The organism is Pseudomonas sp. P2S-1, from assembly GCF_057197725.1.
This window is the reverse complement of sequence record NZ_CM170068.1, coordinates 5,853,743-5,877,916: the sequence shown is the minus strand read 5'-3', so window position 1 is coordinate 5,877,916 and position 24,174 is coordinate 5,853,743. Positions and strand designations below refer to the sequence as shown.

Annotated in this window: 19 protein-coding genes; 13 read left to right on the top strand and 6 right to left on the bottom strand. The window is 64.7% G+C overall.

Going from position 1 to position 24,174, the window contains the following annotated elements:
- Window positions 1-82 precede the first annotated feature (82 nt).
- On the bottom strand, window positions 83-979 hold the full coding sequence (locus tag AC2CQI_RS26355; RefSeq protein ID WP_484578343.1) for a LysR substrate-binding domain-containing protein: 897 nt from the start codon (window positions 977-979) through the stop codon (window positions 83-85).
- Between the two features lie 96 nt (window positions 980-1,075).
- Here AC2CQI_RS26355 and AC2CQI_RS26350 point away from each other — a divergent pair, with 96 nt between their 5' ends.
- The 4 genes from AC2CQI_RS26350 (at window position 1,076) to AC2CQI_RS26335 (ending at window position 6,151) form a co-directional block, all read left to right on the top strand.
- On the top strand, window positions 1,076-3,022 hold the full coding sequence (locus tag AC2CQI_RS26350; protein WP_484578342.1) for an aconitase family protein: 1,947 nt from the start codon (window positions 1,076-1,078) through the stop codon (window positions 3,020-3,022).
- Complete coding sequence (gene rraA / locus AC2CQI_RS26345) at window positions 3,019-3,501, top strand: ribonuclease E activity regulator RraA (RefSeq protein ID WP_075804561.1); 483 nt, start codon at window positions 3,019-3,021, stop codon at window positions 3,499-3,501. The genes AC2CQI_RS26350 and rraA overlap by 4 nt, the downstream gene beginning before the upstream one ends.
- Before the next feature lie 65 nt (window positions 3,502-3,566).
- Entirely contained in the window at window positions 3,567-4,883 is a 1,317-nt protein-coding gene (locus AC2CQI_RS26340) for an MFS transporter (RefSeq protein ID WP_484578341.1), read from the top strand.
- A 53-nt stretch (window positions 4,884-4,936) separates the two neighbouring features.
- Window positions 4,937-6,151, top strand: a complete 1,215-nt coding sequence (locus tag AC2CQI_RS26335) for an OprD family porin (RefSeq protein WP_484578340.1) — start codon at window positions 4,937-4,939, stop codon at window positions 6,149-6,151.
- A 148-nt stretch (window positions 6,152-6,299) separates the two neighbouring features.
- On the opposite strand, the gene AC2CQI_RS26330 is transcribed toward AC2CQI_RS26335, so the two are convergent.
- Window positions 6,300-6,542: a hypothetical protein gene (locus AC2CQI_RS26330; protein WP_075804558.1), complete on the bottom strand. Its 243-nt coding sequence runs from the start codon at window positions 6,540-6,542 to the stop codon at window positions 6,300-6,302.
- A 351-nt stretch (window positions 6,543-6,893) separates the two neighbouring features.
- Window positions 6,894-8,792 carry an acyltransferase family protein gene (locus AC2CQI_RS26325; RefSeq protein WP_484578339.1) on the bottom strand — a complete coding sequence of 633 codons (1,899 nt, stop codon included), beginning with the start codon at window positions 8,790-8,792 and terminating at the stop codon, window positions 6,894-6,896.
- Between the two features lie 178 nt (window positions 8,793-8,970).
- Between AC2CQI_RS26325 and AC2CQI_RS26320 the strand changes: the two genes are divergently transcribed.
- The 8 genes from AC2CQI_RS26320 to AC2CQI_RS26285 all read left to right on the top strand — a co-directional run bounded on the left by AC2CQI_RS26320 (window position 8,971) and on the right by AC2CQI_RS26285 (window position 19,018).
- Window positions 8,971-9,882 carry a LysR substrate-binding domain-containing protein gene (locus AC2CQI_RS26320; RefSeq protein WP_484578338.1) on the top strand — a complete coding sequence of 304 codons (912 nt, stop codon included), beginning with the start codon at window positions 8,971-8,973 and terminating at the stop codon, window positions 9,880-9,882.
- A gap of 125 nt (window positions 9,883-10,007) precedes the next feature.
- Complete coding sequence (locus AC2CQI_RS26315) at window positions 10,008-11,468, top strand: gamma-aminobutyraldehyde dehydrogenase (RefSeq protein ID WP_484578337.1); 1,461 nt, start codon at window positions 10,008-10,010, stop codon at window positions 11,466-11,468.
- 88 nt (window positions 11,469-11,556) lie between these two features.
- Window positions 11,557-12,708: a putative ABC transporter substrate-binding protein YdcS gene (ydcS, locus tag AC2CQI_RS26310; RefSeq protein ID WP_484578336.1), complete on the top strand. Its 1,152-nt coding sequence runs from the start codon at window positions 11,557-11,559 to the stop codon at window positions 12,706-12,708.
- 212 nt (window positions 12,709-12,920) lie between these two features.
- A complete protein-coding gene (locus AC2CQI_RS26305; protein ID WP_484578335.1) occupies window positions 12,921-13,958 on the top strand; it encodes an ABC transporter ATP-binding protein in 1,038 nt (345 codons plus the stop codon).
- 1 nt (window position 13,959) lies between these two features.
- Window positions 13,960-14,898 (top strand): ABC transporter permease, encoded by a 939-nt coding sequence (locus AC2CQI_RS26300; RefSeq protein WP_075804551.1) that lies wholly within the window; start codon window positions 13,960-13,962, stop codon window positions 14,896-14,898.
- The gene (locus AC2CQI_RS26295; protein ID WP_075804550.1) at window positions 14,888-15,694 is read left to right on the top strand and encodes an ABC transporter permease; all 807 of its coding nucleotides are present in this window, start codon (window positions 14,888-14,890) and stop codon (window positions 15,692-15,694) included. Before AC2CQI_RS26300 ends, AC2CQI_RS26295 begins: the two co-directional genes overlap by 11 nt.
- Window positions 15,695-15,721: 27 nt before the next feature.
- A complete protein-coding gene (locus tag AC2CQI_RS26290) occupies window positions 15,722-17,146 on the top strand; it encodes a gamma-aminobutyraldehyde dehydrogenase (RefSeq protein WP_075804549.1) in 1,425 nt (474 codons plus the stop codon).
- 9 nt (window positions 17,147-17,155) lie between these two features.
- Window positions 17,156-19,018 carry an FAD-dependent oxidoreductase gene (locus AC2CQI_RS26285; protein ID WP_484578334.1) on the top strand — a complete coding sequence of 621 codons (1,863 nt, stop codon included), beginning with the start codon at window positions 17,156-17,158 and terminating at the stop codon, window positions 19,016-19,018.
- Between the two features lie 269 nt (window positions 19,019-19,287).
- Here AC2CQI_RS26285 and AC2CQI_RS26280 read toward each other — a convergent pair whose 3' ends face one another.
- The 3 genes from AC2CQI_RS26280 to AC2CQI_RS26270 all read right to left on the bottom strand — a co-directional run bounded on the left by AC2CQI_RS26280 (window position 19,288) and on the right by AC2CQI_RS26270 (window position 22,764).
- Window positions 19,288-20,394: an NADH:flavin oxidoreductase/NADH oxidase gene (locus AC2CQI_RS26280; protein WP_075804547.1), complete on the bottom strand. Its 1,107-nt coding sequence runs from the start codon at window positions 20,392-20,394 to the stop codon at window positions 19,288-19,290.
- A 108-nt stretch (window positions 20,395-20,502) separates the two neighbouring features.
- Entirely contained in the window at window positions 20,503-22,212 is a 1,710-nt protein-coding gene (gene recJ, locus AC2CQI_RS26275; protein WP_075804546.1) for a single-stranded-DNA-specific exonuclease RecJ, read from the bottom strand.
- 9 nt (window positions 22,213-22,221) lie between these two features.
- A complete protein-coding gene (locus tag AC2CQI_RS26270) occupies window positions 22,222-22,764 on the bottom strand; it encodes a YaeQ family protein (protein WP_075804545.1) in 543 nt (180 codons plus the stop codon).
- 152 nt (window positions 22,765-22,916) lie between these two features.
- Between AC2CQI_RS26270 and AC2CQI_RS26265 the strand changes: the two genes are divergently transcribed.
- Window positions 22,917-24,116, top strand: a complete 1,200-nt coding sequence (locus AC2CQI_RS26265) for a CaiB/BaiF CoA transferase family protein (RefSeq protein WP_075804544.1) — start codon at window positions 22,917-22,919, stop codon at window positions 24,114-24,116.
- Window positions 24,117-24,174 lie beyond the last annotated feature (58 nt).

The following is a 24,174-nucleotide window of genomic DNA, read 5'->3' as shown; positions in this document are numbered from 1 at the left end:
CAGCTCCCACAGTGTCCGTGGCGCTGCTGAACCCTGTGGGAGCTGGCTTGCCAGCGATGAGGCCATCAGCAGCAACATCAAATCAAGCCAGGAAATCCAGGAACCCCCTGCACACCGCCGACAAATACCCCTCCCCCCGACTGACAATCTGGAACCGCCTCACCGCCCATTCATCCGCCAACGGCACACACACCAACCCGGCGCCCTCGGGCTGCAAGCTCACCGCCCGCCGCGGAATCACCGCAATCCCCAGGTCCGCCTGCACCATCCGGCACACCGCATCGAAACTCTGCAGGTGAATCCCGTAGCGAATGCTCTTGCGCGCTGCCCGCGCGGCCTTGTCGAGCATGCGGTACAGCGGGCTGTCGCGGTGCAGCGCGATATGCCCATACCCCAGCGTCTCGGCGAACTGCACCCGCTCCAGCCCCGCCAGCGCATGCCCGGCCGGGACGATCAGCACCAGTTGGTCCGAACGATATTCCTGCACCCGCAAGCCCTTGTCCGCCAGCCCGGTCAGGTCCGCGCCAATCCCCAGGTCGGCCTGGTTCCCCAGCACGTCATCACCCACCTGCTCGCTGGTGCGCTCCTGCAGTTCGATGGCGATATTCGGATGGGCCCGCTGGAACCGGCTCAGGTCCTCGGGCAAAAACTGAATGATGCTCGAACGGTTGGCGCTGATACGGATATGCCCGCGATCGCCACTGGCGAACTGCGACAGGTCGGCACTCATCCGCGCCAGCTCCTCCAGCACATGCCGGGCATGCCCGAGCAGGCAGATCCCCGCCGGGGTCGGCTCGATGCCCTTCTGGTGCCGGTACAGCAAGGGCGCGCCAACCGCCTCTTCCAGCTCGCCAATGCGCTTGCTCACCGCCGACGGCACCATGCTTTCGCGCTCGGCGGCGCGGGCGATGCTGCCTTCGTCGCAGGCGGCGATAAACAGCTTCAGCGAGGTCGGATCGAAGCGCCAGAGGGTTTGCATGGAGGGTCCCGATATTTGGTGATGGCGGCCGTGAATATTCATCACTACAGCCCCTGCTGCACAGTTCCTAACATGCAGGGCGTTGAGGAGATAACTATGACTACAAGAAAAATTCAATTCGCCGGCCGTTTTCTTTTCCTGTCCTGCAGCCATCAGGCCGTCAGCGACCAGCTCGGCGGGCGCGACCTGGCCCTCGCCGACGCCCTGCCGCTGCGCGACAACATCTCCACCGACGAGATCACCCCGGTGGTGATCATGATGACCTACGACTCGCGCCTGGGCGCCTACCCCTACGTCGGTTTCAAGACCGAAGGCCAACTGCCCATCGGCAACGACGCGGTGAAAAACGGCGGCTTCGAGATCACCGTGGCCGGCAAGCGCTACGGCAAGGGTTCGTCCCGCGAGTCGAGCCCGCTGGCGGAGAAGTCCGCCGGTATCCGCCTGATCATCGCCGAGAGCTTCGAGCGCATCTACCGGCAGAACTGCGACAACATCGGCATCTACACCTCCACCGACTTCTCCCTGATCGAGCGCATCCGCGACGGCGAAGCCATCGACCTGGAAGAGTTCCTCACCGGCCGCGATGCGGTGACCCAGGAAGTGATCCGCGCCGGCGGCCTGCTGGCCTACAGCAAGCTGCACCTGCCGCGCCAGCCGGAGAAAGTCTTCAACCCGCTACCGACGCACCGGCCCCTGACCCTGGTGGAAAAGATCATCGAACGCCGCCGCGTCGCTCCCGCCGGCGAAGTCGCACGCGGCGACGGCCTGTTCCTCTCTGCCGACTGGCGCTTCAGCCACGACTACTTCACCGGCATGTGCGCGCACTTCATGCACGAAGCCTTCGGTGAACACCTGGAGCTGGCCCGCCCCCACGAAATCATCGCCTTCCAGGACCACCTGATCCTCGCCAACCAGAGCTACCCGCATATCCGCGACAACCTGCTGGCAGCGGTCGGCGGCCTGGCCTCGGCCCATGACGAATTCGTCCGCCGCTACCCGGTGGTGGCCCATGGCGCACTGAAGGGCGAGAGCGGTTCGGAAGGCATCTGCCACGCGCTGATGAGCGAGCTCCATGCCCTGCCCGGCCAGGTAGTGGTCGGCACCGACTCCCACTCGCCGCACTCCGGCGCCCTTGGCTGCCTGGCCTTCGGCGCCGGGGCCACGGATATCGCCAACAGCTGGGCCACCGGCTTCATCCGCTGCCGCATGCCGGAAACCATCAAGGTGGAGCTGACCGGCCGGTTGCGCGCTGATGTCACCGCCAAGGACATCGTCCTCGAACTGCTGCGCAGCGAGCCGATCCGCCAGGGCCAGGCCATCGGCGCGGTGTTCGAGTACTGCGGCGAAGCGGTGCGCGCACTGTCGGTCGACGAGCGGGCGACCCTGACCAATATGGTCGCCGAGCTGGGCGGCTTTACCGGGATCGTCGCGCCGGACCGCAAGGTGGTGGAGTTCCTGCGTGAACGGCGCGGCATCGAGATCGAGCTGGAGGACTGGCTGTTCAGCGATGCCGACGCCGAGTACAAGGAACGCATCGTCATCGACTGCTCCCGCCTGTCGCCGCTGGTGGCGGCGCCGGGTGACCCGGGCAACGGCATGGCCCTCGCCGATCTGGACGGCCCGGTGGCCGTGGATATCGCCTATGGCGGCTCCTGCACCGCCGGCAAGCGCGAGGATTTCGACTATTACCACGAGGTGCTGGACTGGGGCTTGAAGCGCGGCCTGAAGGTGGCCGACCACACCCGCCTGTACCTGCAATTCGGCACCCTGGCGGTGCGTGACTACTGCCGTGAACAGGGCTACCTGGAGACCTTCCAGCAGGTCGGCGTCGAGCTGATCATGCCCGGCTGCGGCGCCTGCGCGAACTGCGGGCCGGGGTCCTCGACCCGGGCCGAGCAGGTCACCATCAGCGCGATCAACCGCAACTTCCCCGGTCGCTCCGGACCGGGCCAGGTCTGGCTCGGCAGCCCCTACACCGTGGCCGCCAGCGCCCTGCTCGGCCGCCTTGCCAGCTTCGCCGAGCTGCAGGCGGAGGTGGCATGAACACCGCCGATCTCTGCGACCACTATGGCGCCGAACTGCGCATCCTGCCGGGCGACTGGCAGTGGTTCGGCGCGCGGCGGCAGTTCAGCGGGCCGGTGGTGACACTCTACGCCCTCGGCTGCAATGGCGAGATCCGCCAGAAGCTGGCCGAGCCCGGCGCCGGGCGCGTGCTGGTGATCGAAGCCGGTGGCGACCCCGGCGCCCTGCTGGGTGATCGCCTTGGCGCCCTGGCCCTGGCCAATGGCTGGGCCGGGGTGCTGATCAACGGTAATGTCCGCGACCGCCATGCGCTGGCCAGCCTCGAACTGGGCATCCTCGCCCTCGGCTCCTGGCCACAGCGCTCGCATAACCGTGAGGGCGGCAAGCTCGATGTGCCCCTGTTGCTGGGCGGCGTGTCCGTCGAACCCGGGGACTGGCTGTACGCCGATGAGGACGGCGTGCTGCTGGCCCGACAGGAGCTTGCCCTGCCGAAACGCTGAAAACCGATGGCTGCTGCGCGCAGCACCCTGACTCTCCGACAACTACAACAATGGAGAAATACACCATGGCCACCCTGACCCAGAGTGCCACCGACGGCGCTCGCGACCTGCAGGAACTGCTGCTGTATCGCCGCGTCGCCTGGCGCATCCTGCCGCTGACGATCATCTGCTTCCTGTTCTCGTATTTCGACCGCATCAACATCAGCTTCGCCAAGACCCAGATGCAGGCCGAGCTGGGCCTGAGCGACGCGGCCTACGGCTTTGCCGCGAGCATCTTCTTCTTCGGCTACGTGCTCTTCGAAGTGCCCAGCAGCTACGGCCTGAAACGCTACGGCGCGCCCAGCTGGATCTGCCGGATCATGGTCTCCTGGGGCCTGGCCACCGCCGCCCTGGTGTTCGCCTACAACGAATACACCCTGTACTTCCTGCGCTTTTTGATCGGCGTGATGGAAGCCGGGTTCGGGCCGGCGCTGCTGTTCTATCTCGCCTGCTGGTTCCCGAAGAAGAACCTCGCCAGCATGAACGGCCTGTGGTTCCTCTCCATCCCGCTGTCGGGGATGCTCGGTGCACCGGTGTCGGGCTTTATCCTCGAATACATGAACGGCTTCCTCGGCCTGGCCGGCTGGCACTGGCTGTTCGTGCTCTCGGGGCTGCCCTGCGCGCTGCTCGGGGTGATCGTGCTGTTCCGTCTCGACCGCGATATCCAGTCGGCGAAATGGCTGAACCAACAGGAGAAGGACATTCTCCAGCGCAACCTCGACAACGACCGCAAGGAGAGCAAGCCGATCCATGCCTCGCTGCTCAAGGTGATCTTCACCCGCGAGGTGGCGATCCTCTCGGTGATCTACTTCATGATCAAGCTCACCGGCTACGGGCTGAATTTCTGGATGCCGCACCTGATCAGTTCGGCCGGGGTGAAGAACCAGCTGGCGGTGGGCTTCCTCACCGCCCTGCCCTACCTGGTCGCGGCCGTCGGCATGATCATCGTCACCCGCCGTTCCGACGCCTCGGGCGAACGGCGCAAGTACCTGTGGCAATGCATGGCGGTGGGTGCCGTCGGCTACTTCGCCGCGTGCTTCTTCAATGATCACTATGTGCTGCTGACCAGCTTCCTGATTCTCGCCACAGCCGGCGTGTTCATCGCCATCCCGATCTTCTGGACCATTCCCCAGCAGGCCTTCGCCGGGCTGGCGATTGCCGGTGGCATCGCGGCGATCAATACCGTCGGGCAGTTGAGCGGCATGGTCGCGCCGTTGCTGGTGGGCTACATCAATGACCTGACCGGCAACACCTACATGGGCATGCTCGCCCTGGCGCCGTTCTGCCTGATGTGCGTCGCTGTGATTCTCTGGGGCCTGCCGAAAGAGCGGGTGGCCAAATGAGGCTCGGGCATGGTGTTGTGCTGCTTGGTATGGGGCTGGGGTCGGGCCAGGTCATGGCGGATTTCGTCGGGGATACCAAGGCGGGGCTGGAGGTACGCAACTTCTATTTCAGCCGGGATTTCCGCAATCCCGAGGCGACCCAGTCGAAGCGGGAGGAATGGGCCCAGGGCTTCGTGCTCAAGGTGCAGTCGGGGTATACCGAGGGCACGGTGGGATTCGGTCTGGATGCGCTGGGGCTGCTCGGGCTCAAGCTGGATTCCAGCGCGGACCGCGCCGGGACCGGGCTGTTACCGAGGAATGCCGACCGGCGTGCGGCGGATGATTTCTCCACCTTCGCGCCCACGGCCAAGGTACGCCTGGGCAACAGCGAACTGCGCATCGGTGCGCTGACACCGACCCTTCCATTGCTGGCGGCCAACTACAGTCGCCTGTTGCCGCAGGTGTTCAATGGCGGGTTGCTGACGTCCACGGATATCGACAATCTCACGCTGACCCTGGGCCGCATCGATCAGGTGAAGTACCGGGACTCTTCGGACTTCGAGGACCTGGCGATCAGCAGCATGTCCGGCGGGTTCTCCAGCGCTGCGCGCAGTGACGGGATGGATTACGCAGGGGCGGATTACAAGCTCGATGCAGTGTCCCTGAGTTACCACTATGCGCGGCTCGACGATATCTACCGGCGGGATTATGCCGGGGTGCAGTTCAGTCAGCCGCTCGGGGGCGGCAAGGTGTTTGGCGAGGTGCGCTACTTCGTTGCTCGCGATGAGGGACGGGCCTTGGCGGGTGAGGTGGATAACCGCACGGTGAGTTCGAATGTCGGCTACAAGATCGGCGGACACGGATTCAGTGGCGGGTATCAGAAGGGCTCGGGGGATACGGCGTTTGCCTATCTCAATGGCAGCGACACCTACCTGTTCAGCGAGATGCTGGTCAGCACCTTTGCCCTGCAGAACGAGCGGGTCTGGCATCTGAGGTATGACTATGACTTCGCGGCGCTCGGGGTGCCGGGGCTGACCTTCAACCTGCGCTATGTGAAGGGGGACGAGGTGGACCCGGAGCATATTCGCACCAGTCGTGGCGCGGCGCTGCGGGCTGGCGGGGAGGATGGCAAGGAATGGGAGCGGGCTACGGACCTGACTTATACGGTGCAGGGGGGGCCGTTGAAGAACCTGTCGCTGAGGTGGAGGAATGCCACCAACCGGTCGAATTATGCGGACAGTGCGGATGAGAACCGGGTGATCCTGAGCTACCAGATCAAGTTCCTCTAACTGCCGAAACACCCTCCAGGTAGGAGCGTGGCTTGCCCGCGAAGGACCGCGCTAGCGGTCCCAAAATCTCACTGACCACACCATTTTGGGACCGCTACGCGGTCCTTCGCGGGCAAGCCACGCTCCTACAGAGGTACGCGGCGATCTGTCAGACCTGAACGCTCAAGGTCGAAGCCGCCACCGCCACCGTCATCATCGCCTTGCTGATCTTCAGGTCGAGCAACGCATAGTTGAGCATTTCCAGGTGGTGTTCCATCGGTGGAGCCGGCAGGAGGGACACGTTGCTGAGGGCCTTGTCGAGGTGGTCCAGTGCATGCTGCATGGCTTCCTCGCGGGTCAGGCCGGGTGTGGTGTAGAGGGCGTAGGGTGGATCAGGAACGATTTTTTTCATGGTTTCGGGGTCCGGTTATTTAAGGATCGAAAAACCACGATTCGCTGCTAAACGAAGGGTGGCGACTGTACGCGGGTTAGCAGACCGGGCCCAGAACCCCATTTACCCGGCGCGCCCGAAGGCGCCCACACGTACAGCCGCCATAAAATGGTGGCTCATGGGGGTTTTCTGGGAAACACGGACTGCTAAATCCGGTCATTGCGCTAACAACGACCGACGCAGACTAGGCACCCTTTCCACCCTACGCAACCAAAAAACGGGCCGGGGAGTATGCTTGGGAAATTGCCTACAAGAAAGTCGGAAATCGAGGAAGTTATCAGCGTGTAGACCACACCTTTCCGACTCCCCAAGTCAGAAAAATCCCTTGAACATCCCCTGCAACCGCCGATTCCCCGAATCCACCAGATGGTTGTCATCAAAGTACAACGCCTTGCCCTCCAACGACCCCATGCACTCCCCGTTCGGACATAACCACGGCGCCGGATCCAGCACCTGCACCTGACACCGCTGCGCCGCGAAATCGATCGCTTCATTGGCCCGACGGTTGCGCTCGCGATAAGCCTCCACCGGCACCGAAATATCCGACTTGCTCCCCAGAATCCGCGCCTGCAGGTTCAGCCCCTTGTAGACACTGAACGGCATCTCGGGAATCGGCCGCACGATATACACCGGCCGCTGTTCGGCCAGGGTGCACACGGTACGGGCATATTCGGCATCGAAGTCACGGGCGAACGCCGCGGACTCCTGATGACGCTGACCGTTGAAGTAGACGCGGAAGCGGTTTTCCCGGCGGTCATCGGAATACAGCGCCGCACGGCTGAGCAGGACCACCGGCACGCCGGGATACTCGTGCTCCAGCAGATCGAAACGGCGCTGGTTGAACACGTGGCATTTGCTCTCCAGTTCGCGATCCTGCATCTGGAAATCCAGCAAGGTCGGGCAGCCGCCCCGGGACCAGGACAGCGCCGCACTCGGGTTGACGCCCTGCACCGCCGCCGCCGTCGACTCGGCATGGCTGTCACCAAACAGGATCACCCGCACCTCGCCCTCGCCCAGCCGGCAATCCACCACATCGCGGTCATCGGCGTCCGGGTAGCACTCGCGCTCGTACAGCTTGCTGGCATAGACCGGCCGCTCATGTTCTTCGAAGGCAAAACGCAACTCCGGGTGCTTCTTCACCAGCGAGCCCCCGGCCGAGGCGACCACCACCAGCACCAGCGCCACCCCGCAATGCTTGAGCAGCGCCCGCGACGGCAGGCGGATTTTCCCGACGCTGGACTCGATCCAGCGATACGACAGGTAGCCGAGGGCAAAGGTGATCAGCAGCGCGACGAACACGTGGGGCGGGCTGTCGAGCAGCCCGCAGATGTACAGGAACACCACCAGCGGCCAGTGCCAGAGATAGACCGAGTAGGAGATCCGCCCAACGAACTGCATCGGCGCGACCCGGCTGAACAGCGAGTTGCTGTTGGCCAGGATCACCAGCGCGGCACCGACCGCAGGCACCAGCGCGAGGTAGCCGGGCCAAGGGTCACGGCCGGTGAACAGGGTCACCGCGAGCAGGATCATCATCAGGCCGGCGCCTTCGAACAGGCCGCGACCGATCCGCGAGAGCCCCAGGGGGAAGAGGAACACCAACCCGCCGAGGATCATCTCCCAGGCCCGGGTCGGCAGCAGGTAGAACGCCGCCACCGGATGGCTTTCGGTCAACACCACCGACGCCGCCAGCGAGGTCCCGCCCAGCAGCGCCAGCACCCAGACCATGCCGCGCTCGCCGAGCAAGCGCAACAGCAGCGGCAGCAACAGCGGATAGAAGAGGTAGAACTGCATTTCCACCGACAGCGACCAGGTGTGCAGCAGCCAGTTCTCGTGGAGCGGCGCCGAGAAGTAGTCGCCGTCACCGGCGAAACGCAGGTTGGAGGTGAACAGCAAGCTGTCCTTGGTCGTGCGCAGCAGCTCGCGGTAGTCATCCAGCGGCAGGTAGACGAAGCCGAAGATCATCAGCGCCAGGCACAGTACCGCCAGCGCGGGAATGATCCGCCGTGCCCGGGACGCATAGAAACCGAGCAGGGAAAAACCGTCCCGACGCAGGCCATCGACGATGATCCCGGTCATCAGGAAGCCGGAAATCACGAAGAACACATCGACGCCGACAAAGCCGCCCTCGAAGCCAGGCACATGGAAGTGGTAGAGCACCACGGCGATCACGGCGAGCGCGCGCAGGGCGTTGATGTTGTTGCGAAAAAGCATCGGGGAATATCCGTTTTCTTTTTTTTATGAGCCCGTCAGTGGGCCGCTGTCGGTGAAGCCAGTCCCCACCATAGCCGCTTGGGCAGCAGCGTGCAGCAATCGTTCTGCCCGCTTACCTATCGAAAAAAAAGATATAGACTGGCTGGCATCCATAAAAACCAATAAAAGCCCCGCCCCCATGATGACCCTCCGCCAGATCCGCCACTTCATCGCCGTCGCGGAAACCGGTTCCATCTCCGCCGCCGCCCAGGCCGTGTTCATTTCCCAATCGACCCTGACCCTGGCGATCCAGCAACTGGAGCAGGAGATCGGAGTCAGCCTGTTCAACCGCCACGCCAAGGGCATGACCCTGACCCACCAGGGTCATCAGTTCCTGCGTCAGGCGCACCTGATCCTGGCCACCGTGGACAACGCCAAGCGCAGCCTGCAGCAGAGCACCGACCAGGTCGCCGGGCAGCTCACCATCGGCGTGACCAGCCTGGTGGCCGGTTATTACCTGGCGGACCTGCTTACCCGTTTCCAGCGCGCCTACCCCAATGTGCAAATCCGCGTGACCGAGGACGAACGCCCCTATATCGAGCACCTGCTGGTGGCCGGCGAAATCGATGTGGGGGTGCTGATCCTGTCCAACCTGGAAGACCGCCTGGCCTTGCAAACCGAGGTGCTGACCCACTCGCCCCATCGCCTCTGGCTGCCCGCCCAGCATTCGTTGCTGGAACGCGACAGCATCAGCCTCGCCGATGTGGCCAACGAGCCGCTGATCCAGCTGAACGTCGATGAAATGGAGCACAACGCCCGGCGCATGTGGGCCGGCGCGGGGTTGCAGGCGCAGATCAGCCTGCGCACGGCATCCACCGAGGCGGTGCGTAGCCTGGTCGCGGCGGGCCTGGGCGTGTCGATCCAGCCGGACATGACCTACCGCCCCTGGTCCCTGGAAGGCGACATCATCGAGGCCCGCCCCCTGGCGGACCTGAGCCAGACCCTAGATATCGGCCTGGCCTGGCGCCGCGGCACGGCACGCCCGGCATTGGTCGATCCGTTCCTGACCGTGGCCCGGGAACCCGGCTCCGGACGCAAGCCTTCGATTTAATCGAACGGCCCCTTCAATATTTAGAATTTGTCGACCTGCGCGGTCCGCTCTAGGCTCTGTAAGAAATATCGCCCACCCACGTCGGGCGACAGTTCATAAAAACAGAACAACAGAGAACTTCCACGATGTCCGGCGCGCACCCGAGCTTCTCCACCGCATTGCTGATCGACGGCGAACTGGTCGCCGGCGAGGGGCTGGCCGAGCCGATCTTCAACCCGGCCACGGGCGAAGTCCTGACCCGTATCGCCGAGGCCAGCCACGAGCAGGCCGAAACCGCGATCCAGGCCGCGCACCGCGCCTTCTCAAGCTGGTCGCGGACTACCCCGCAACAGCGCTCCAACATCCTGCTGAACATTGCCGATGCCTTGCAGCGCCAGGCCGATGAACTGGCCCGCCTGGAAGCCCTGAACTGCGGCAAGCCGCTGCACCTGGCACGCCAGGACGACCTGCCGGCAGCCATCGACGTGTTCCGCTTCTTCGCCGGTGCCGTGCGTTGCCAGACCGGGCAACTGGCCGGCGAGTACGTGCCGGGCTACACCAGCATGGTCCGCCGCGACCCGCTGGGCGTGGTCGCCTCCATCGCACCGTGGAACTACCCGATCATGATGGCGGCCTGGAAGATCGCCCCGGCCCTGGCCGCCGGCAACACCCTGGTGTTCAAACCGTCGGAACATACCCCGCTGTCGATCCTGGCCCTGGCGCCCGCGCTGGCCGAGCTGTTGCCGCCCGGTGTGCTTAATATCGTCTGCGGCGGCGGCGAGAGCGTCGGCAGCCATCTGGTCAGCCATGCCCGGGTGCGCATGGTCTCGCTGACCGGCGATATCGTCACCGGACAGAAAATCCTCCAGGCTGCCTCCAGAACCGTCAAGCGCACCCACCTGGAGCTCGGCGGCAAGGCCCCGGTGATCGTCTGCAACGACGCCGACCTCAAGGCCGTGGTCGAGGGCGTGCGCACCTACGGCTACTACAACGCCGGCCAGGACTGCACCGCCGCCTGCCGCATCTACGCCCAGGCCGGTATCCACGACAAGCTGGTTGCCGAACTCGGCTGGGCGGTCAGCAGCCTGCGCTTCGCCAGCAAGCGCGATGCCGACAACGAGATCGGCCCGCTGATCAGCACCCGCCAGCGCGACCGCGTGGCGAGCTTCGTCGAGCGCGCCCTGAGCCAGCCGCATATCGAACGGGTCACCGGCGCCGCCGTGCATTCGGGCCCTGGCTACTATTACCAGCCGACCCTCCTGGCCGGGTGCCAGCAGCGCGACGAGATCGTCCAGCGCGAAGTGTTCGGCCCGGTGGTCACGGTGACGCGTTTCGACGAGCTGTCCCAGGCCGTGGACTGGGCCAACGACTCCGAGTACGGCCTGGCCTCCTCGGTATGGACCCGCGACCTGGACAAGGCCATGCAGATCGCCGCGCGCCTGCAGTACGGCTGCACCTGGATCAACAGCCATTTCATGCTGGTCAGCGAGATGCCCCACGGCGGGCTCAAGCGCTCCGGCTACGGCAAGGACCTGTCCAGCGATTCGCTGCAGGACTACAGCGTGGTCCGCCACATCATGGCGCGCCATGGCGAGCACCTGACCTGAACGACGTTCGCACTACCCTAATAAAACGCTGGATCGCTGCACCGTTTGCCAATCTGCCCCGACAACTATATGAACAAGAGGGAACACCATGTTCGCGCACAAGACCGCATTGCTCAGCGCCCTGAGCACCGCCCTGCTGGCCAGCGCCAGCCTGCAGGCCGCCGAACCGCTGAAGGCCGTGGGTGCCGGCGAAGGCCAGCTGGATATCGTCGCCTGGCCGGGCTATATCGAGCGCGGCGACAGCGACAAGGCCTATGACTGGGTCACCGGCTTCGAGAAGGAAACCGGCTGCAAGGTCAGCGTGAAGACCGCCGCCACCTCCGATGAAATGGTCAGCCTGATGGCCAAGGGCGGTTATGACCTGGTCACCGCGTCGGGCGACGCCTCGCTGCGCCTGATCGTCGGCAAGCGGGTGCAGCCGATCAATACGTCGCTGATCCCCAACTGGAAGAACATCGACCCGCGCCTGCAGGACGGGCCGTGGTACGTGGTCAACAAGCAGGTCTACGGCACGCCGTACCAGTGGGGGCCGAACGTGCTGATGTACAACACCAACGTGTTCCCGCAGGCGCCGGACAGCTGGAAGGTGGTGTTCGAGCCGCAGAACTTCCCCGATGGCAAGCCGAACAAGGGCCGGGTGCAGGCCTATGACGGCCCGATCTATATCGCCGATGCGGCGCTGTACCTGAAGACGGCCAAGCCGGAACTGGGGATCAAGAACCCCTACGAGCTGAATGAAGAGCAGTACAAGGCCGTGCTCGACCTGCTGCGCCAGCAACAGCCGCTGATCCACCGCTACTGGCATGACGCGACGGTGCAGATGAGCGACGTGAAGAACGAAGGCGTGGCTGCGTCCAGTTCCTGGGGCTACATGGTCAATGGCCTGAAGGCCGACAACCAGCCGGTGGCGTCGGTGATTCCGAAGGAAGGCGCGACCGGCTGGGCCGACACCACCATGCTGCATGCCGAGGCCAAGCACCCGAACTGTGCGTACAAGTGGATGGACTGGTCGCTGCAGCCGAAGGTCCAGGGCGATGTGGCGGCGTGGTTCGGATCGTTGCCGGCGGTCCCGGCGGCCTGCACCGGCAGCGAACTGCTTGGGGCTGAAGGCTGCAAGACCAACGGCTTCGACCAGTTCGACAAGATCGCCTTCTGGAAAACCCCGCAGGCTGAAGGCGGCAAGTTCGTGCCGTACAGCCGCTGGACCCAGGACTACATTGCGATCATGGGTGGGCGGTAAGCCTTAGCCCTGGGTTGCTTTCGAGGGCCTCATCGCTGGCAAGCCAGCTCCCACAGGTTCTGTGTGCGCCGCGATCCCTGTGGGAGCTGGCTTGCCAGCGATAGGGCCCGAGAGGGCAACCCAAAAACCCCCTGCAAAAACACGCACCACCGTCGTCAGTCGTCCAGGCCTGGGCCGCTGCACACACCCACGCCTATCCGGAGCACCGCACCATGACCCTTGCAGTCCAGTTCACCCAGGTTTCCCGCTTATTCGGCGAGGTGAAAGCCGTCGACCGGGTATCCATCGATATCCAGGACGGCGAGTTCTTTTCCATGCTCGGCCCCTCGGGCTCGGGCAAGACCACCTGCCTGCGCCTGATCGCCGGCTTCGAACAACCCAGCGCCGGCTCGATCCGCATCCACGGCGCCGAAGCCGCCGGCCTGCCGCCCTACCAGCGCGACGTCAATACGGTGTTCCAGGACTACGCCCTGTTCCCCCATATGAGCGTGCTGGACAACGTCGCCTACGGCCTCAAGGTCAAGGGCGTGAGCAAACAGGAACGCCATGCCCGCGCCGAAGAGGCCCTGGCGATGGTCGCCCTCGGCGGCTACGGCAGCCGCAAGCCGGTACAACTGTCCGGCGGCCAGCGCCAGCGCGTGGCCCTGGCCCGTGCCCTGGTCAACCGCCCCCGGGTGCTGCTGCTCGACGAACCCCTCGGCGCCCTCGACCTGAAGCTGCGCGAACAGATGCAGACCGAACTGAAGAAGCTCCAGCGCCAGCTGGGCATCACTTTCATCTTCGTCACCCACGACCAGACCGAGGCGCTGTCCATGTCCGACCGCGTCGCCGTGTTCAACCGCGGGCGCATCGAGCAGGTGGACACTCCGCGCAACCTCTACATGAAGCCGGCCACCACCTTCGTCGCCGAGTTCGTCGGCACCTCCAACGTGATCCGCGACGACCTCGCCAGCCAGTTGAACGGCAGCACCCAGCCCTTCTCGATCCGCCCGGAACATATCCGCCTGGGCGACTCCGCCGTGAGTGGCCAGGTCCAGGTCAGCGGCGTGCTCCACGATATCCAGTACCAGGGCAGCGCCACCCGCTTCGAGCTGAAACTGGACAACGGCCAGTTGCTCAATGTCAGCCAGGCCAACACCCAGTGGCAGGCCGACGCCGCCCAGTTGCAACCAGGTCAGCGCCTGGCCGCGCACTGGGCCCGCGAGGCGATGACGCCGCTGCAGGAAACCGTTCTGGGCGAGGGCCGCTGAGATGAGCCTGGCCCTGACCCAAGCCTCGGGATCGCCCATGCGGCGCTTCTCCAACCTGCTCTACCGCAAGCCCAACCTGTACCTGGCGCTGCTGCTGATCCCGCCGCTGATCTGGTTCGGCGCGATCTACCTCGGCTCGCTGCTGGGCTTGCTGTGGCAAGGCTTCTACACCTTCGACGACTTCACCATGGCGGTGACGCCGGACCTGACCCTGGCCAACTTCGCCGCGCTGTTCAACCCGGCGAACTTCGACATCATCGTGCGCACCCTGACCATGGCCATCGCCGTGTCCATCGCCAGTGCCGCCCTGGCCTTCCCCATCGCCTACTACATGGCGCGCTACACCACGGGCAAGACCAAGGCGTTCTTCTATATCGCGGTGATGATGCCGATGTGGGCCAGCTACATCGTCAAGGCCTACGCCTGGACCCTGCTGCTGGCCAAGGGCGGCGTGGCCCAGTGGTTCGTGCAGTTGCTGCACCTGGAACCGGTGCTGCAATTCCTCCTCGGCATCCCCGGGGTCGGCGGCAGCACCCTGTCGACCTCGCACCTGGGGCGCTTCCTGGTCTTCGTGTACATCTGGCTGCCGTTCATGATCCTGCCGATCCAGGCCTCCCTCGAACGCCTGCCGCCGTCGCTGCTGCACGCTTCGGCGGACCTTGGCGCGACGCCACGGCAGACCTTCATGCAGGTGATCCTGCCGCTGTCGGTGCCGGGCATCGCGGCCGGTTCGATCTTCACCTTCTCCCTGACCCTCGGCGACTTCATCGTTCCGCAACTGGTGGGCCCGCCCGGCTACTTCATCGGCGGCATGGTCTACGCCCAGCAGGGCGCGATCGGCAACATGCCGATGGCCGCCGCCTTCACCCTGGTGCCGATCGTGCTGATCGCCCTCTACCTGTCCATCGTCAAACGCCTGGGGGCCTTCGATGCACTCTGAAAAAGCTTCGCTGGGCCTGCGCATTGCGGCCTGGGGCGGGCTGGTGTTCCTGCACTTCCCGATCCTGATCATCTTCCTCTACGCCTTCAACACCGAAGACGCGGCGTTCAGCTTCCCGCCCCAGGGCTTTACCCTGAAGTGGTTCAGCGTGGCCTTCTCGCGGCCGGACGTGCTGGAGTCGATCAAGCTGTCGTTGCAGGTCGCCTGCCTGGCCACGCTGATCGCCCTGGTGCTCGGCACCCTGGCCTCGGCGGCGCTGTACCGGCGCAGTTTCTTCGGCAAGGAAGGCATCTCGCTGATGCTGATCCTGCCGATCGCCCTGCCCGGGATCATCACCGGTATCGCCCTGCTCTCGGCGTTCAAGGCCCTGGGCATCGAGCCGGGGATCTTCACCATCGTGGTCGGCCACGCGACCTTCTGCGTGGTGATCGTCTACAACAACGTGATCGCCCGCCTGCGCCGCACCTCGCAGAGCCTGATCGAGGCCTCCATGGACCTCGGCGCCGACGGCTGGCAGACCTTCCGCTACATCATCCTGCCGAACCTCGGCTCGGCGCTGCTGGCCGGCGGCATGCTGGCCTTCGCCCTGTCGTTCGACGAGATCATCGTCACCACCTTCACCGCCGGGCACGAACGCACCCTGCCGATCTGGCTGCTCAACCAGCTCAGCCGGCCGCGCGACGTACCGGTGACCAACGTGGTCGCCATGCTGGTGATGATGGTGACCATGCTGCCGATCCTTGGCGCCTACTACCTGACCCGCGGCGGCGAAAGCGTTGCCGGCAGCGGCAAATAACCCCGACATGCTGACGAGGACTGACTCATGCAAACCCAACTGCTGATCAACGGCCAACTGCTGGAAGGCGAAGGCCCGAGCCATGACGTACTCAACCCGTCGCTGGGGACCACCCTGGTGAGCATCAAGGAAGCCAGCGCGGCCCAGGTCGACGCCGCCGTGCGCGCTGCCGACAACGCCTTCGACGCCTGGTCGCAGACCGCGCCGAAAGACCGCTCCGGCCTGCTGCTGAAACTGGCCGATGCCATCGAGGCCCACGGCGAAGAGCTCGCCAGGCTGGAATCGGACAACTGCGGCAAGCCCTACAGCGCCGCGCTGAACGACGAGATCCCGGCCATCGCCGACGTGTTCCGCTTCTTCGCCGGCGCCAGCCGCTGCCTCAATGGCTCCGCTGCGGGCGAGTACCTGCCGGGCCATACTTCGATGATCCGCCGTGATCCGGTGGGCGTGATCGCCTCCATCGCGCCGTGGAACTACCCGCTGATGATGGTCGCCTGGAAGATCGCCCCGGCCCTTGCTGCCGGCAATACCGTGGTGCTCAAACCGTCCGAACAGACCCCGCTGACCGCCCTGCGCCTGGCCCAGCTGGCTAACGACATCTTCCCGGCCGGCGTGCTCAATATCGTCTTCGGCAAGGGCCCGAGCGTTGGCGCGCCACTGGTCACTCACCCCAAGGTGCGCATGGTCTCGCTGACCGGCTCCATCGCCACCGGCTCGAACATCATCTCCAGCACCGCCGACAGCGTGAAGCGCATGCACATGGAGCTGGGCGGCAAGGCGCCGGTGATCATCTTCGACGATGCCGATATCGATGCGGCGGTTGAAGGCATCCGTACCTTCGGCTTTTACAACGCCGGCCAGGACTGCACCGCCGCCTGCCGTATCTATGCGCAGAGCGGCATCTACGAGAAGTTCGTCGAGAAGCTCGGCGCCGCGGTATCGACCATCAAGTACGGCCTGCAGAACGACCCGGAAACCGAGCTCGGCCCGCTGATCACCGCCCAGCACCGCGACCGCGTGGCCGGCTTCGTCGAGCGCGCCATTGCCCAGCCGCATATCCGCCTGGTGACCGGTGGCAAAGCCGTGCCGGGTGATGGCTTCTTCTTCGAACCGACCGTGCTCGCCGACGCCCAGCAGGACGACGAGATCGTCCGTCGCGAGGTGTTCGGGCCGGTGGTCTCGGTGACCCGCTTCGACGATGAAGCGCAGGTGCTGGAATGGGCCAACGAGTCCGACTACGGCCTGGCCTCGTCGCTGTGGACTGCCGACGTCGGCCGTGCCCACCGGGTTTCGGCGCGTCTGCAATACGGCTGCACCTGGGTCAACACGCACTTCATGCTGGTCAGCGAAATGCCCCACGGCGGGCAGAAGCTCTCCGGCTATGGCAAGGACATGTCCATGTATGGCCTGGAAGACTACACCTGCATCCGCCATGTGATGTTCAAGCACTAAGGACCCTTCATGCAGATCACACGACGTGATTTCCTCAACGGCGTCGCTATCGGCATCGCGGCGGGGCTGACGCCGCTGCAGATCCTCCAGGCCGCACCGGACGGGCGCTACTACCCGCCGTCCCTGACCGGCCTGCGCGGCAGCCATCCAGGCGCCTTCGAAGTGGCGCACCAGATGGGCTGGGAGAAAAAGACCTTCGACACCGACGCCCTGCCGATCGCCGAGCACTACGACCTGGTGGTGGTCGGTGGCGGCATCAGTGGGCTGTCGGCGGCCTGGTTCTACCGGCAGAAACATCCGCAGGCGCGGATCCTGGTGATCGAGAACCATGACGACTTCGGCGGCCACGCCAAGCGCAACGAGTTCAGCGCCGACGGGCGGATGATCATCGGCTACGGCGGCAGCGAGGCGTTCCAGTCGCCGAACCACCTGTACAGCAAAGAGGTGAACGGGCTGCTCAGGGCGCTGGGGGTGGAGATCAAGCGCTTCGAAACGGCGTTCGAGCGCAACTTCTACCCGGACCTGAAGTTGTCCCGCGCGGTGTTCTTCGACAAGGAGACCTTTGGCGAGGACAAGCTGGTCACGGGCGATCCGACGCCGATGGTGGCCGACGATATCGCTCCGGACCGGCTCAACGCCCGCTCGGTCCGCGACTTCATCAACGACTTCCCGTTGCCGGAAGCGGATCGCACGGCGCTGATCGACCTGCACGAAGCGCCTCGGGATTACCTTGCCGGCAAGAGCCTCGAAGAGAAGACCCAACACCTGGAAACCACCAGCTACCGTGACTTCCTGCTCAAGGATGTCGGGCTGTCACCGGTCGCAGTGGCCTACTTCCAGGGCCGCACCAATGACTTCATGGCCTTGAGCATCGACGCGGTGGCGGCCTATGACGCCTACAACGTCGGCTTCCCCGGCTTTGCCGCGATGAACCTGGAGCCGATCAGCGAGGAAGCCCGGGCGGAGATGGAAGAGCCGTACATCTACCACTTCCCCGACGGCAACGCCTCGGTGGCGCGCCTGCTGGTGCGCGACCTGATTCCCCAGGTGGCGCCGGGCAAGGGCATGGAAGATATCGTCCTGGCGAAGTTCGACTACAGCCAGTTGGATCAGGCGGCGCACCCGGTGCGCATTCGCCTGAACAGCACGGCAGTGAGCGTGCGCAATGTGCAGGGCGGAGTGAATATCGGCTACAGCCGTGGCGGGCAACTGGCGCAGGTGCGCGCGAAGCACTGCGTGATGGCCTGCTACAACATGATGATCCCGTATTTGCTGCGTGATCTGCCGGAAGCGCAGGCCCATGCCCTGAGCCAGAACGTCAAGTTCCCGCTGGTGTACACCAAGGTGGTGGTGCGCAACTGGCAGGCGTTCCACAAACTCGGGGTGCATGAAATCTATGCCGCGACCCAGCCGTACAGCCGGATCAAGCTGGACTATCCGGTGAGCATGGGGGGTTATGAGCATCCACGGGATCCGGCCAGGGCTATCGGCTTGCATATGGTCTATGTGCCGACCACGCCGAATGTCGGGATGAATGCCCGGGACCAGGCGCGGACCGGGCGGGCGAAGCTGTATGCGCAGAGTTTCGATCAGCTTGAAGCGCAGTTGCGCGAGCAGTTGCAGCGGATGCTCGGGCCGGGTGGGTTCGATCACCAGAAGGACATCCTGGCGATCACGGTCAATCGTTGGTCACACGGCTATGCGTGCTTCACCAACAGCCTGTATGACGATGCCGCGCAGACCGAGCAATGGATGGAAACGGCGCGCAAGCCGCTGGGCAATGTGAGCATCGCCAACTCGGATGCGGGGTGGAGTGCTTATGCGCATGCGGCGATTGATGAGGCGTGGAGAGCGGTTGGGGAATTGACCTGACTCCAGAGGACAACATCAAACCCTGTGGGAGCTGGCTTGCCAGCGATTGGGCCCGGCCTGACAACATCACTGCCCAGGCCGGCCTCATCGCTGGCAAGCCAGCTCCCACAGGGTTATGTGTCGGGCACAAACCCCACGGCTGGCTCAGGACCTTCTGGGAGCTGGCTTGCCAGCGATTGGGCCCGACCTGGCAACATGATTGCTCAAGCCGGCCTCATCGCTGGCAAGCCAGCTCCCACAGGGATAGATGCATGCCTTCGAACAAGGCATCAATCCCTCAAATCAGACTCATGAATCGGCTGCTCCCGACTCGTAGCCCGCTGATACTGCGCCGGCCATGTCGCCTTGTTGCCGCCCAGGTCATCATCGGCATGCAGCGGCCAGTACGGATCGCGCAGCAGCTCCCGGGCAAGGAAGATCAGGTCGGCCTGCCCGGTCCGCAGAATATGCTCGGCCTGCGCCGGCTCGGTGATCATGCCGACAGTGCCCGTGGCAATCCCCGACTCCTTGCGCACCTTCTCCGCGAAGCGTGTCTGGTAGCCAGGGCCGGTAGGAATCTCGGCATGCATCGAAGTACCCCCGGACGACACATCGATCAGGTCAGCGCCCAACGTCTTCAAGCGCTTCGCCAACTCCACCGTCTCATCCGGATTCCAGCCATCCTCTACCCAGTCCGTCGCCGATACCCGCACGAACAGCGGCAGCGACTCCGGCCATACCTCCCGCACCGCCTCGGTCACCTGCAAGGTCAAACGGATACGGTTTTCAAAGCAGCTGCCATAACTGTCACGCCGCTGATTGCTCAACGGCGAAAGGAATTGATGCAGCAGATACCCATGCGCCGCATGAATCTCCACCACCTTGAACCCCGCCTCCAGCGCCCGTTTGGCCGCTGCGACGAAGTCGTCGATGATGTCGCGGATCTGCTCCTCATTCAGCTCGCTGGGCGGGGTGTGCTGCGGGTCGAAGGCGATTTTCGACGGGCCGACCGGGGTCCAGCCACCCTCCTCCGGCTTGACGCTGCCATGCTTGCCGATCCACGGCCGATGGGTGCTGGCCTTGCGCCCGGCATGGGCCAGCTGGATGCCCGGGACAGAGCCCTGGGCCACGATAAACCGGGTGATGCGTTGCAGTGGCGGGATCTGCGCGTCGTCCCACAGGCCCAGGTCCTGGGCGGTGATGCGACCGTCGGCGGTGACCGCCACGGCTTCGGTGATGACCAGCCCGGCACCGCCGACCGCACGGCTGCCGAGATGCACCAGGTGCCAGTCGTTGGCCAGGCCGTCGACACTGGAGTACTGGCACATGGGGGATACGGCGATGCGGTTCGGCAGGGTCAACTGACGCAGGGTGTAAGGCTCAAGTAACAGGCTCATGAGGGCACCTCTCCAGGACTCCGAATGGTGGACCGAACCGAGCGCTCGTTCTTCCCTTTGGCTCAGTGCCGGTCCTACAAAGCCTAGACCAGTTTCCTACCCCCAGATTCAGCGCGGCTCCATATGCGCGATCATCAGTTGCACCGTTTCCTGCCCGCGGAACTCGTTGACGTCGAGCTTGTAGGCCAGCTCGACCCAGCGCACCGTGGGGTTTGGCCAGACTTCGCGGTCAATGCCGAAGGCGATGCCGTCCAGCTTCACCGCGCCGCATTCGCTCTTGAGCACCACCTTCAGGTGGCGTTCGCCGACCACACGCTGCTCCACCAACTGGAACACACCGTGGAACAGCGGCTCGGGGAAGTGCTGGCCCCAGGGCCCAGCGTTGCGCAGGGCGCGGGCCAGTTCGAGGTGAAACTCCTGAACCTCCAGGGTGCCATCAGACAGCAGCCGACCGGTCAGATCTTCTTCGCGCAGTTGCCGGCGCACTTCTTCATCGAAGGCTTCGGCAAACGCAGGGAAGTTCTCCGCCGGGAGCGACAGGCCGGCCGCCATGGCATGGCCGCCGAATTTGCTGATCAGTTGCGGATGCCGCGCCGCCACCGCATCCAGGGCATCGCGGATATGGAAACCCGGCACCGAGCGGGCCGAGCCCTTGAGCATGCCCTCGCCGGCATCGGCAAAGGCGATGGTCGGCCGGTGATAGCGCTCTTTCAGGCGCGAGGCGAGGATACCGATTACGCCCTGGTGCCAATCGGCCTCGAACAGGCACAGGCCGAACGGCATCGATTCCACCGGCAGGTCCTTGAGCTGGGCCAGGGCCTCGCGCTGCATGCCCTGCTCGATGGACTTGCGGTCCTGGTTGAGTTCGTCCAGTTGCACCGCCATGTCCCGAGCCAGGGTCTCGTCGTCGCTGAGCAGGCATTCGATGCCCAGGCTCATGTCGTCGAGGCGACCGGCGGCGTTCAGGCGCGGGCCGAGGATGAAACCGAGGTCGGTGGAAGTGATACGGCGGTGATCACGGCGGGCGACTTCGAGGATCGCCTTGAGCCCAGGGCGGGCACGGCCGGCACGGATCCGCTCCAGGCCCTGATGCACGAGGATGCGGTTGTTGGCATCCAGCGGTACCACGTCGGCGACGCTGCCGAGGGCGACCAGGTCAAGCAGTTCACCCAGATTCGGCTGCGGTTTGCTGTCGTAATGCCCCAAACCACGCAAACGCGTGCGCAAGGCCATCAGCACATAGAAGATCACCCCGACCCCGGCCAGCGACTTGCTCGGGAATTCGCAGCCCGGCTGGTTGGGGTTGACGATGGCATCGGCCAGGGGCAGTTCATGGCCGGGCAGGTGGTGGTCGGTGACCAGCACCTTGAGCCCCGCCGCCTTCGCCGCCGCCACGCCATCGACGCTGGAGATGCCGTTGTCCACGGTGATCAGCAGGTCCGGCGAGCGCTGTAGGGCCACGGCGACGATTTCCGGGGTCAGGCCGTAGCCGTATTCGAAGCGGTTCGGCACCAGGTAGTCGACATGCGCCGCGCCCATCAGGCGCAGGCCCAGCAGGCCGACGCTGCTGGCGGTGGCACCGTCGGCGTCGAAGTCGCCGACGATGAGGATGCGCTGGCGCTTGGCCAGGGCGTCCACCAGCAGGTCCACCGCCGCGTCGATGCCCTTGAGCAGGGTGAACGGCAGCAGGCGCGCCAGGCTCTTGTCCAGCTCCTCCGCGCTTTGCACGCCGCGAGCGGCGTAGAGGCGGGTCAGCAGGGGCGGCAGGTCGCCGAGAAATGGCAGGGTCGGCGGCAGTGAACGGGGCTCGATACGCATGGGCTCAGCTCAACCACGCTCGCCTTGCAGCCATTCCAGCTGCACTTCGTGCTGGCCACGGTCGTCGGTGACGAAGACGCTGCCGTCGCTGATCATCACGTCCCATTTGATGGCCCGAGGCATATCGGTGGCGAGGACTTCCAGCACTTCCTGGGGAACTGCTGCGATATTCAGGTTTTTCAGGCCCTTCACCGCCGGCAGCACCTTGCTTTGCCAGACCCGCAGGCTGCCGTAGGCCAGCAGGCTGGTGCGCTCGGTGCGACGCGAGCACCAGGTCAGGCGGTCGGCGTCCGGCTGGCCGACTTCGATCCAGTGCAGGATGCGGTCATCCAGGCTCTTTTCCCACAGCGCGGCTTCATCGACATCCGACAGACCACGGCCGAACGACAGTTGCTCGTTGTACCAGAGGGCGTAGGCCAGCAGGCGCACAGCCATGCGTTCTTCGGTTTCCGAAGGATGGCGGGCGATGGTCTGCTTGACGCTCTGGTAGACGTTGCGGTCGAGGTCGGTGAGGTTCAGTTCGAACTTGTACGTGGTGGACGGCTGGGCCATGGGGGCGGGCTTCTGGTAACGGGGAAAGTCGACCAGTCTAACCGATGCGACGGCAATCGACGACGCGCTGCCACAATCCTGAGCTACAACAGTATCTGCGCCTGTCGCCCTGTGATAAAAACGAGCGCACTGCCCATTGCCACGGATGCCTTATGTCGTTGCCCAGCAAACCCCTCGCCGGTCTGAAAGTCGTCGAACTCGGCACCCTGATCGCCGGCCCCTTCGCCTCGCGCATCTGCGCCGAATTCGGTGCCCAGGTGGTCAAGGTCGAGTCGCCGGACGGCGGCGATCCGCTGCGCAAGTGGCGCAAGCTGTATGAGGGCACCTCGCTGTGGTGGTTCGTCCAGGCGCGCAACAAGCAGTCGCTGACCCTCAACCTCAAGCATCCCGAAGGCATGGCGATCCTCAAGCGCCTGCTGGCCGACGCCGACATCCTGATCGAGAACTTCCGCCCCGGCGTGCTGGAAAAGCTCGGCCTCGGTTGGGAGGTGCTCAAGGCGCTGAACCCGAAGCTGGTGATGGTCCGTCTGTCGGGTTTCGGCCAGACCGGACCGATGAAGGACCAGCCGGGCTTCGGCGCGGTGGGCGAATCCATGGGCGGGCTGCGCTATATCACCGGTTTCGACGACCGCCCGCCGGTACGCACGGGGATTTCCATCGGTGACTCCATCGCCGCCCTGTGGGGTGTGATCGGTGCGCTGATGGCCCTGCGGCACCGCGAAGTGAACGGCGGCGAGGGCCAGGTGGTGGATGTGGCGCTGTACGAAGCCATCTTCGCCATGATGGAGAGCATGGTCCCGGAGTTCGACGTGTTCGGCTTCATCCGCGAGCGCACCGGCAACATCATGCCCGGCATCACGCCCTCCTCCATTCATACCAGCGCCGACGGCAAGCATGTGCAGATCGGCGCCAACGGTGATGCCATCTTCAAGCGCTTCATGCTCGCCATCGGTCGCACCGACCTGGCCGAGGACCCGAGCCTGGCCAGCAACGATGGCCGCGATGCGCGGCGCGACGAGCTGTACGGGGTGATCGACCGCTGGGCCAATAGCGTACCGCTGGACCAACTCATGCTGACCCTCAATGACGCGCAAGTACCGGCCAGCCGCATCTATTCAGCCGAAGACATGTTCAGCGATCCGCAGTACCTGGCCCGGGAGATGTTCCTCCAGGCCAGGCTACCGGATGGCAAGCCGTTCAAGATGCCGGGCATCGTGCCCAAGCTTTCCGAAACCCCCGGCTCTACCGAGTGGGTCGGGCCGAAGCTGGGCGAGCACACCGACGCCTTGCTCGCCGAACTGGGCTATGACCCGGCTGCCATCGGCGCATTGCGCGAACAGGGTGCCATCTGAAAAAGCTGCTCCGCGGCACCGGCCTGGGCCTGCTGCTCGGCGTATCGCTGAGTATTTC

Coding starts and splice junctions, on each gene's coding strand:
- AC2CQI_RS26355 (WP_484578343.1), bottom strand. CDS start 979: ATGCAAACCCTCTGGCGCTTCGATCCGACCTCGCTGAAGCTGTTTATC.
- AC2CQI_RS26350 (WP_484578342.1), top strand. CDS start 1,076: ATGACTACAAGAAAAATTCAATTCGCCGGCCGTTTTCTTTTCCTGTCC.
- rraA (WP_075804561.1), top strand. CDS start 3,019: ATGAACACCGCCGATCTCTGCGACCACTATGGCGCCGAACTGCGCATC.
- AC2CQI_RS26340 (WP_484578341.1), top strand. CDS start 3,567: ATGGCCACCCTGACCCAGAGTGCCACCGACGGCGCTCGCGACCTGCAG.
- AC2CQI_RS26335 (WP_484578340.1), top strand. CDS start 4,937: ATGGCGGATTTCGTCGGGGATACCAAGGCGGGGCTGGAGGTACGCAAC.
- AC2CQI_RS26330 (WP_075804558.1), bottom strand. CDS start 6,542: ATGAAAAAAATCGTTCCTGATCCACCCTACGCCCTCTACACCACACCC.
- AC2CQI_RS26325 (WP_484578339.1), bottom strand. CDS start 8,792: ATGCTTTTTCGCAACAACATCAACGCCCTGCGCGCGCTCGCCGTGATC.
- AC2CQI_RS26320 (WP_484578338.1), top strand. CDS start 8,971: ATGATGACCCTCCGCCAGATCCGCCACTTCATCGCCGTCGCGGAAACC.
- AC2CQI_RS26315 (WP_484578337.1), top strand. CDS start 10,008: ATGTCCGGCGCGCACCCGAGCTTCTCCACCGCATTGCTGATCGACGGC.
- ydcS (WP_484578336.1), top strand. CDS start 11,557: ATGTTCGCGCACAAGACCGCATTGCTCAGCGCCCTGAGCACCGCCCTG.
- AC2CQI_RS26305 (WP_484578335.1), top strand. CDS start 12,921: ATGACCCTTGCAGTCCAGTTCACCCAGGTTTCCCGCTTATTCGGCGAG.
- AC2CQI_RS26300 (WP_075804551.1), top strand. CDS start 13,960: ATGAGCCTGGCCCTGACCCAAGCCTCGGGATCGCCCATGCGGCGCTTC.
- AC2CQI_RS26295 (WP_075804550.1), top strand. CDS start 14,888: ATGCACTCTGAAAAAGCTTCGCTGGGCCTGCGCATTGCGGCCTGGGGC.
- AC2CQI_RS26290 (WP_075804549.1), top strand. CDS start 15,722: ATGCAAACCCAACTGCTGATCAACGGCCAACTGCTGGAAGGCGAAGGC.
- AC2CQI_RS26285 (WP_484578334.1), top strand. CDS start 17,156: ATGCAGATCACACGACGTGATTTCCTCAACGGCGTCGCTATCGGCATC.
- AC2CQI_RS26280 (WP_075804547.1), bottom strand. CDS start 20,394: ATGAGCCTGTTACTTGAGCCTTACACCCTGCGTCAGTTGACCCTGCCG.
- recJ (WP_075804546.1), bottom strand. CDS start 22,212: ATGCGTATCGAGCCCCGTTCACTGCCGCCGACCCTGCCATTTCTCGGC.
- AC2CQI_RS26270 (WP_075804545.1), bottom strand. CDS start 22,764: ATGGCCCAGCCGTCCACCACGTACAAGTTCGAACTGAACCTCACCGAC.
- AC2CQI_RS26265 (WP_075804544.1), top strand. CDS start 22,917: ATGTCGTTGCCCAGCAAACCCCTCGCCGGTCTGAAAGTCGTCGAACTC.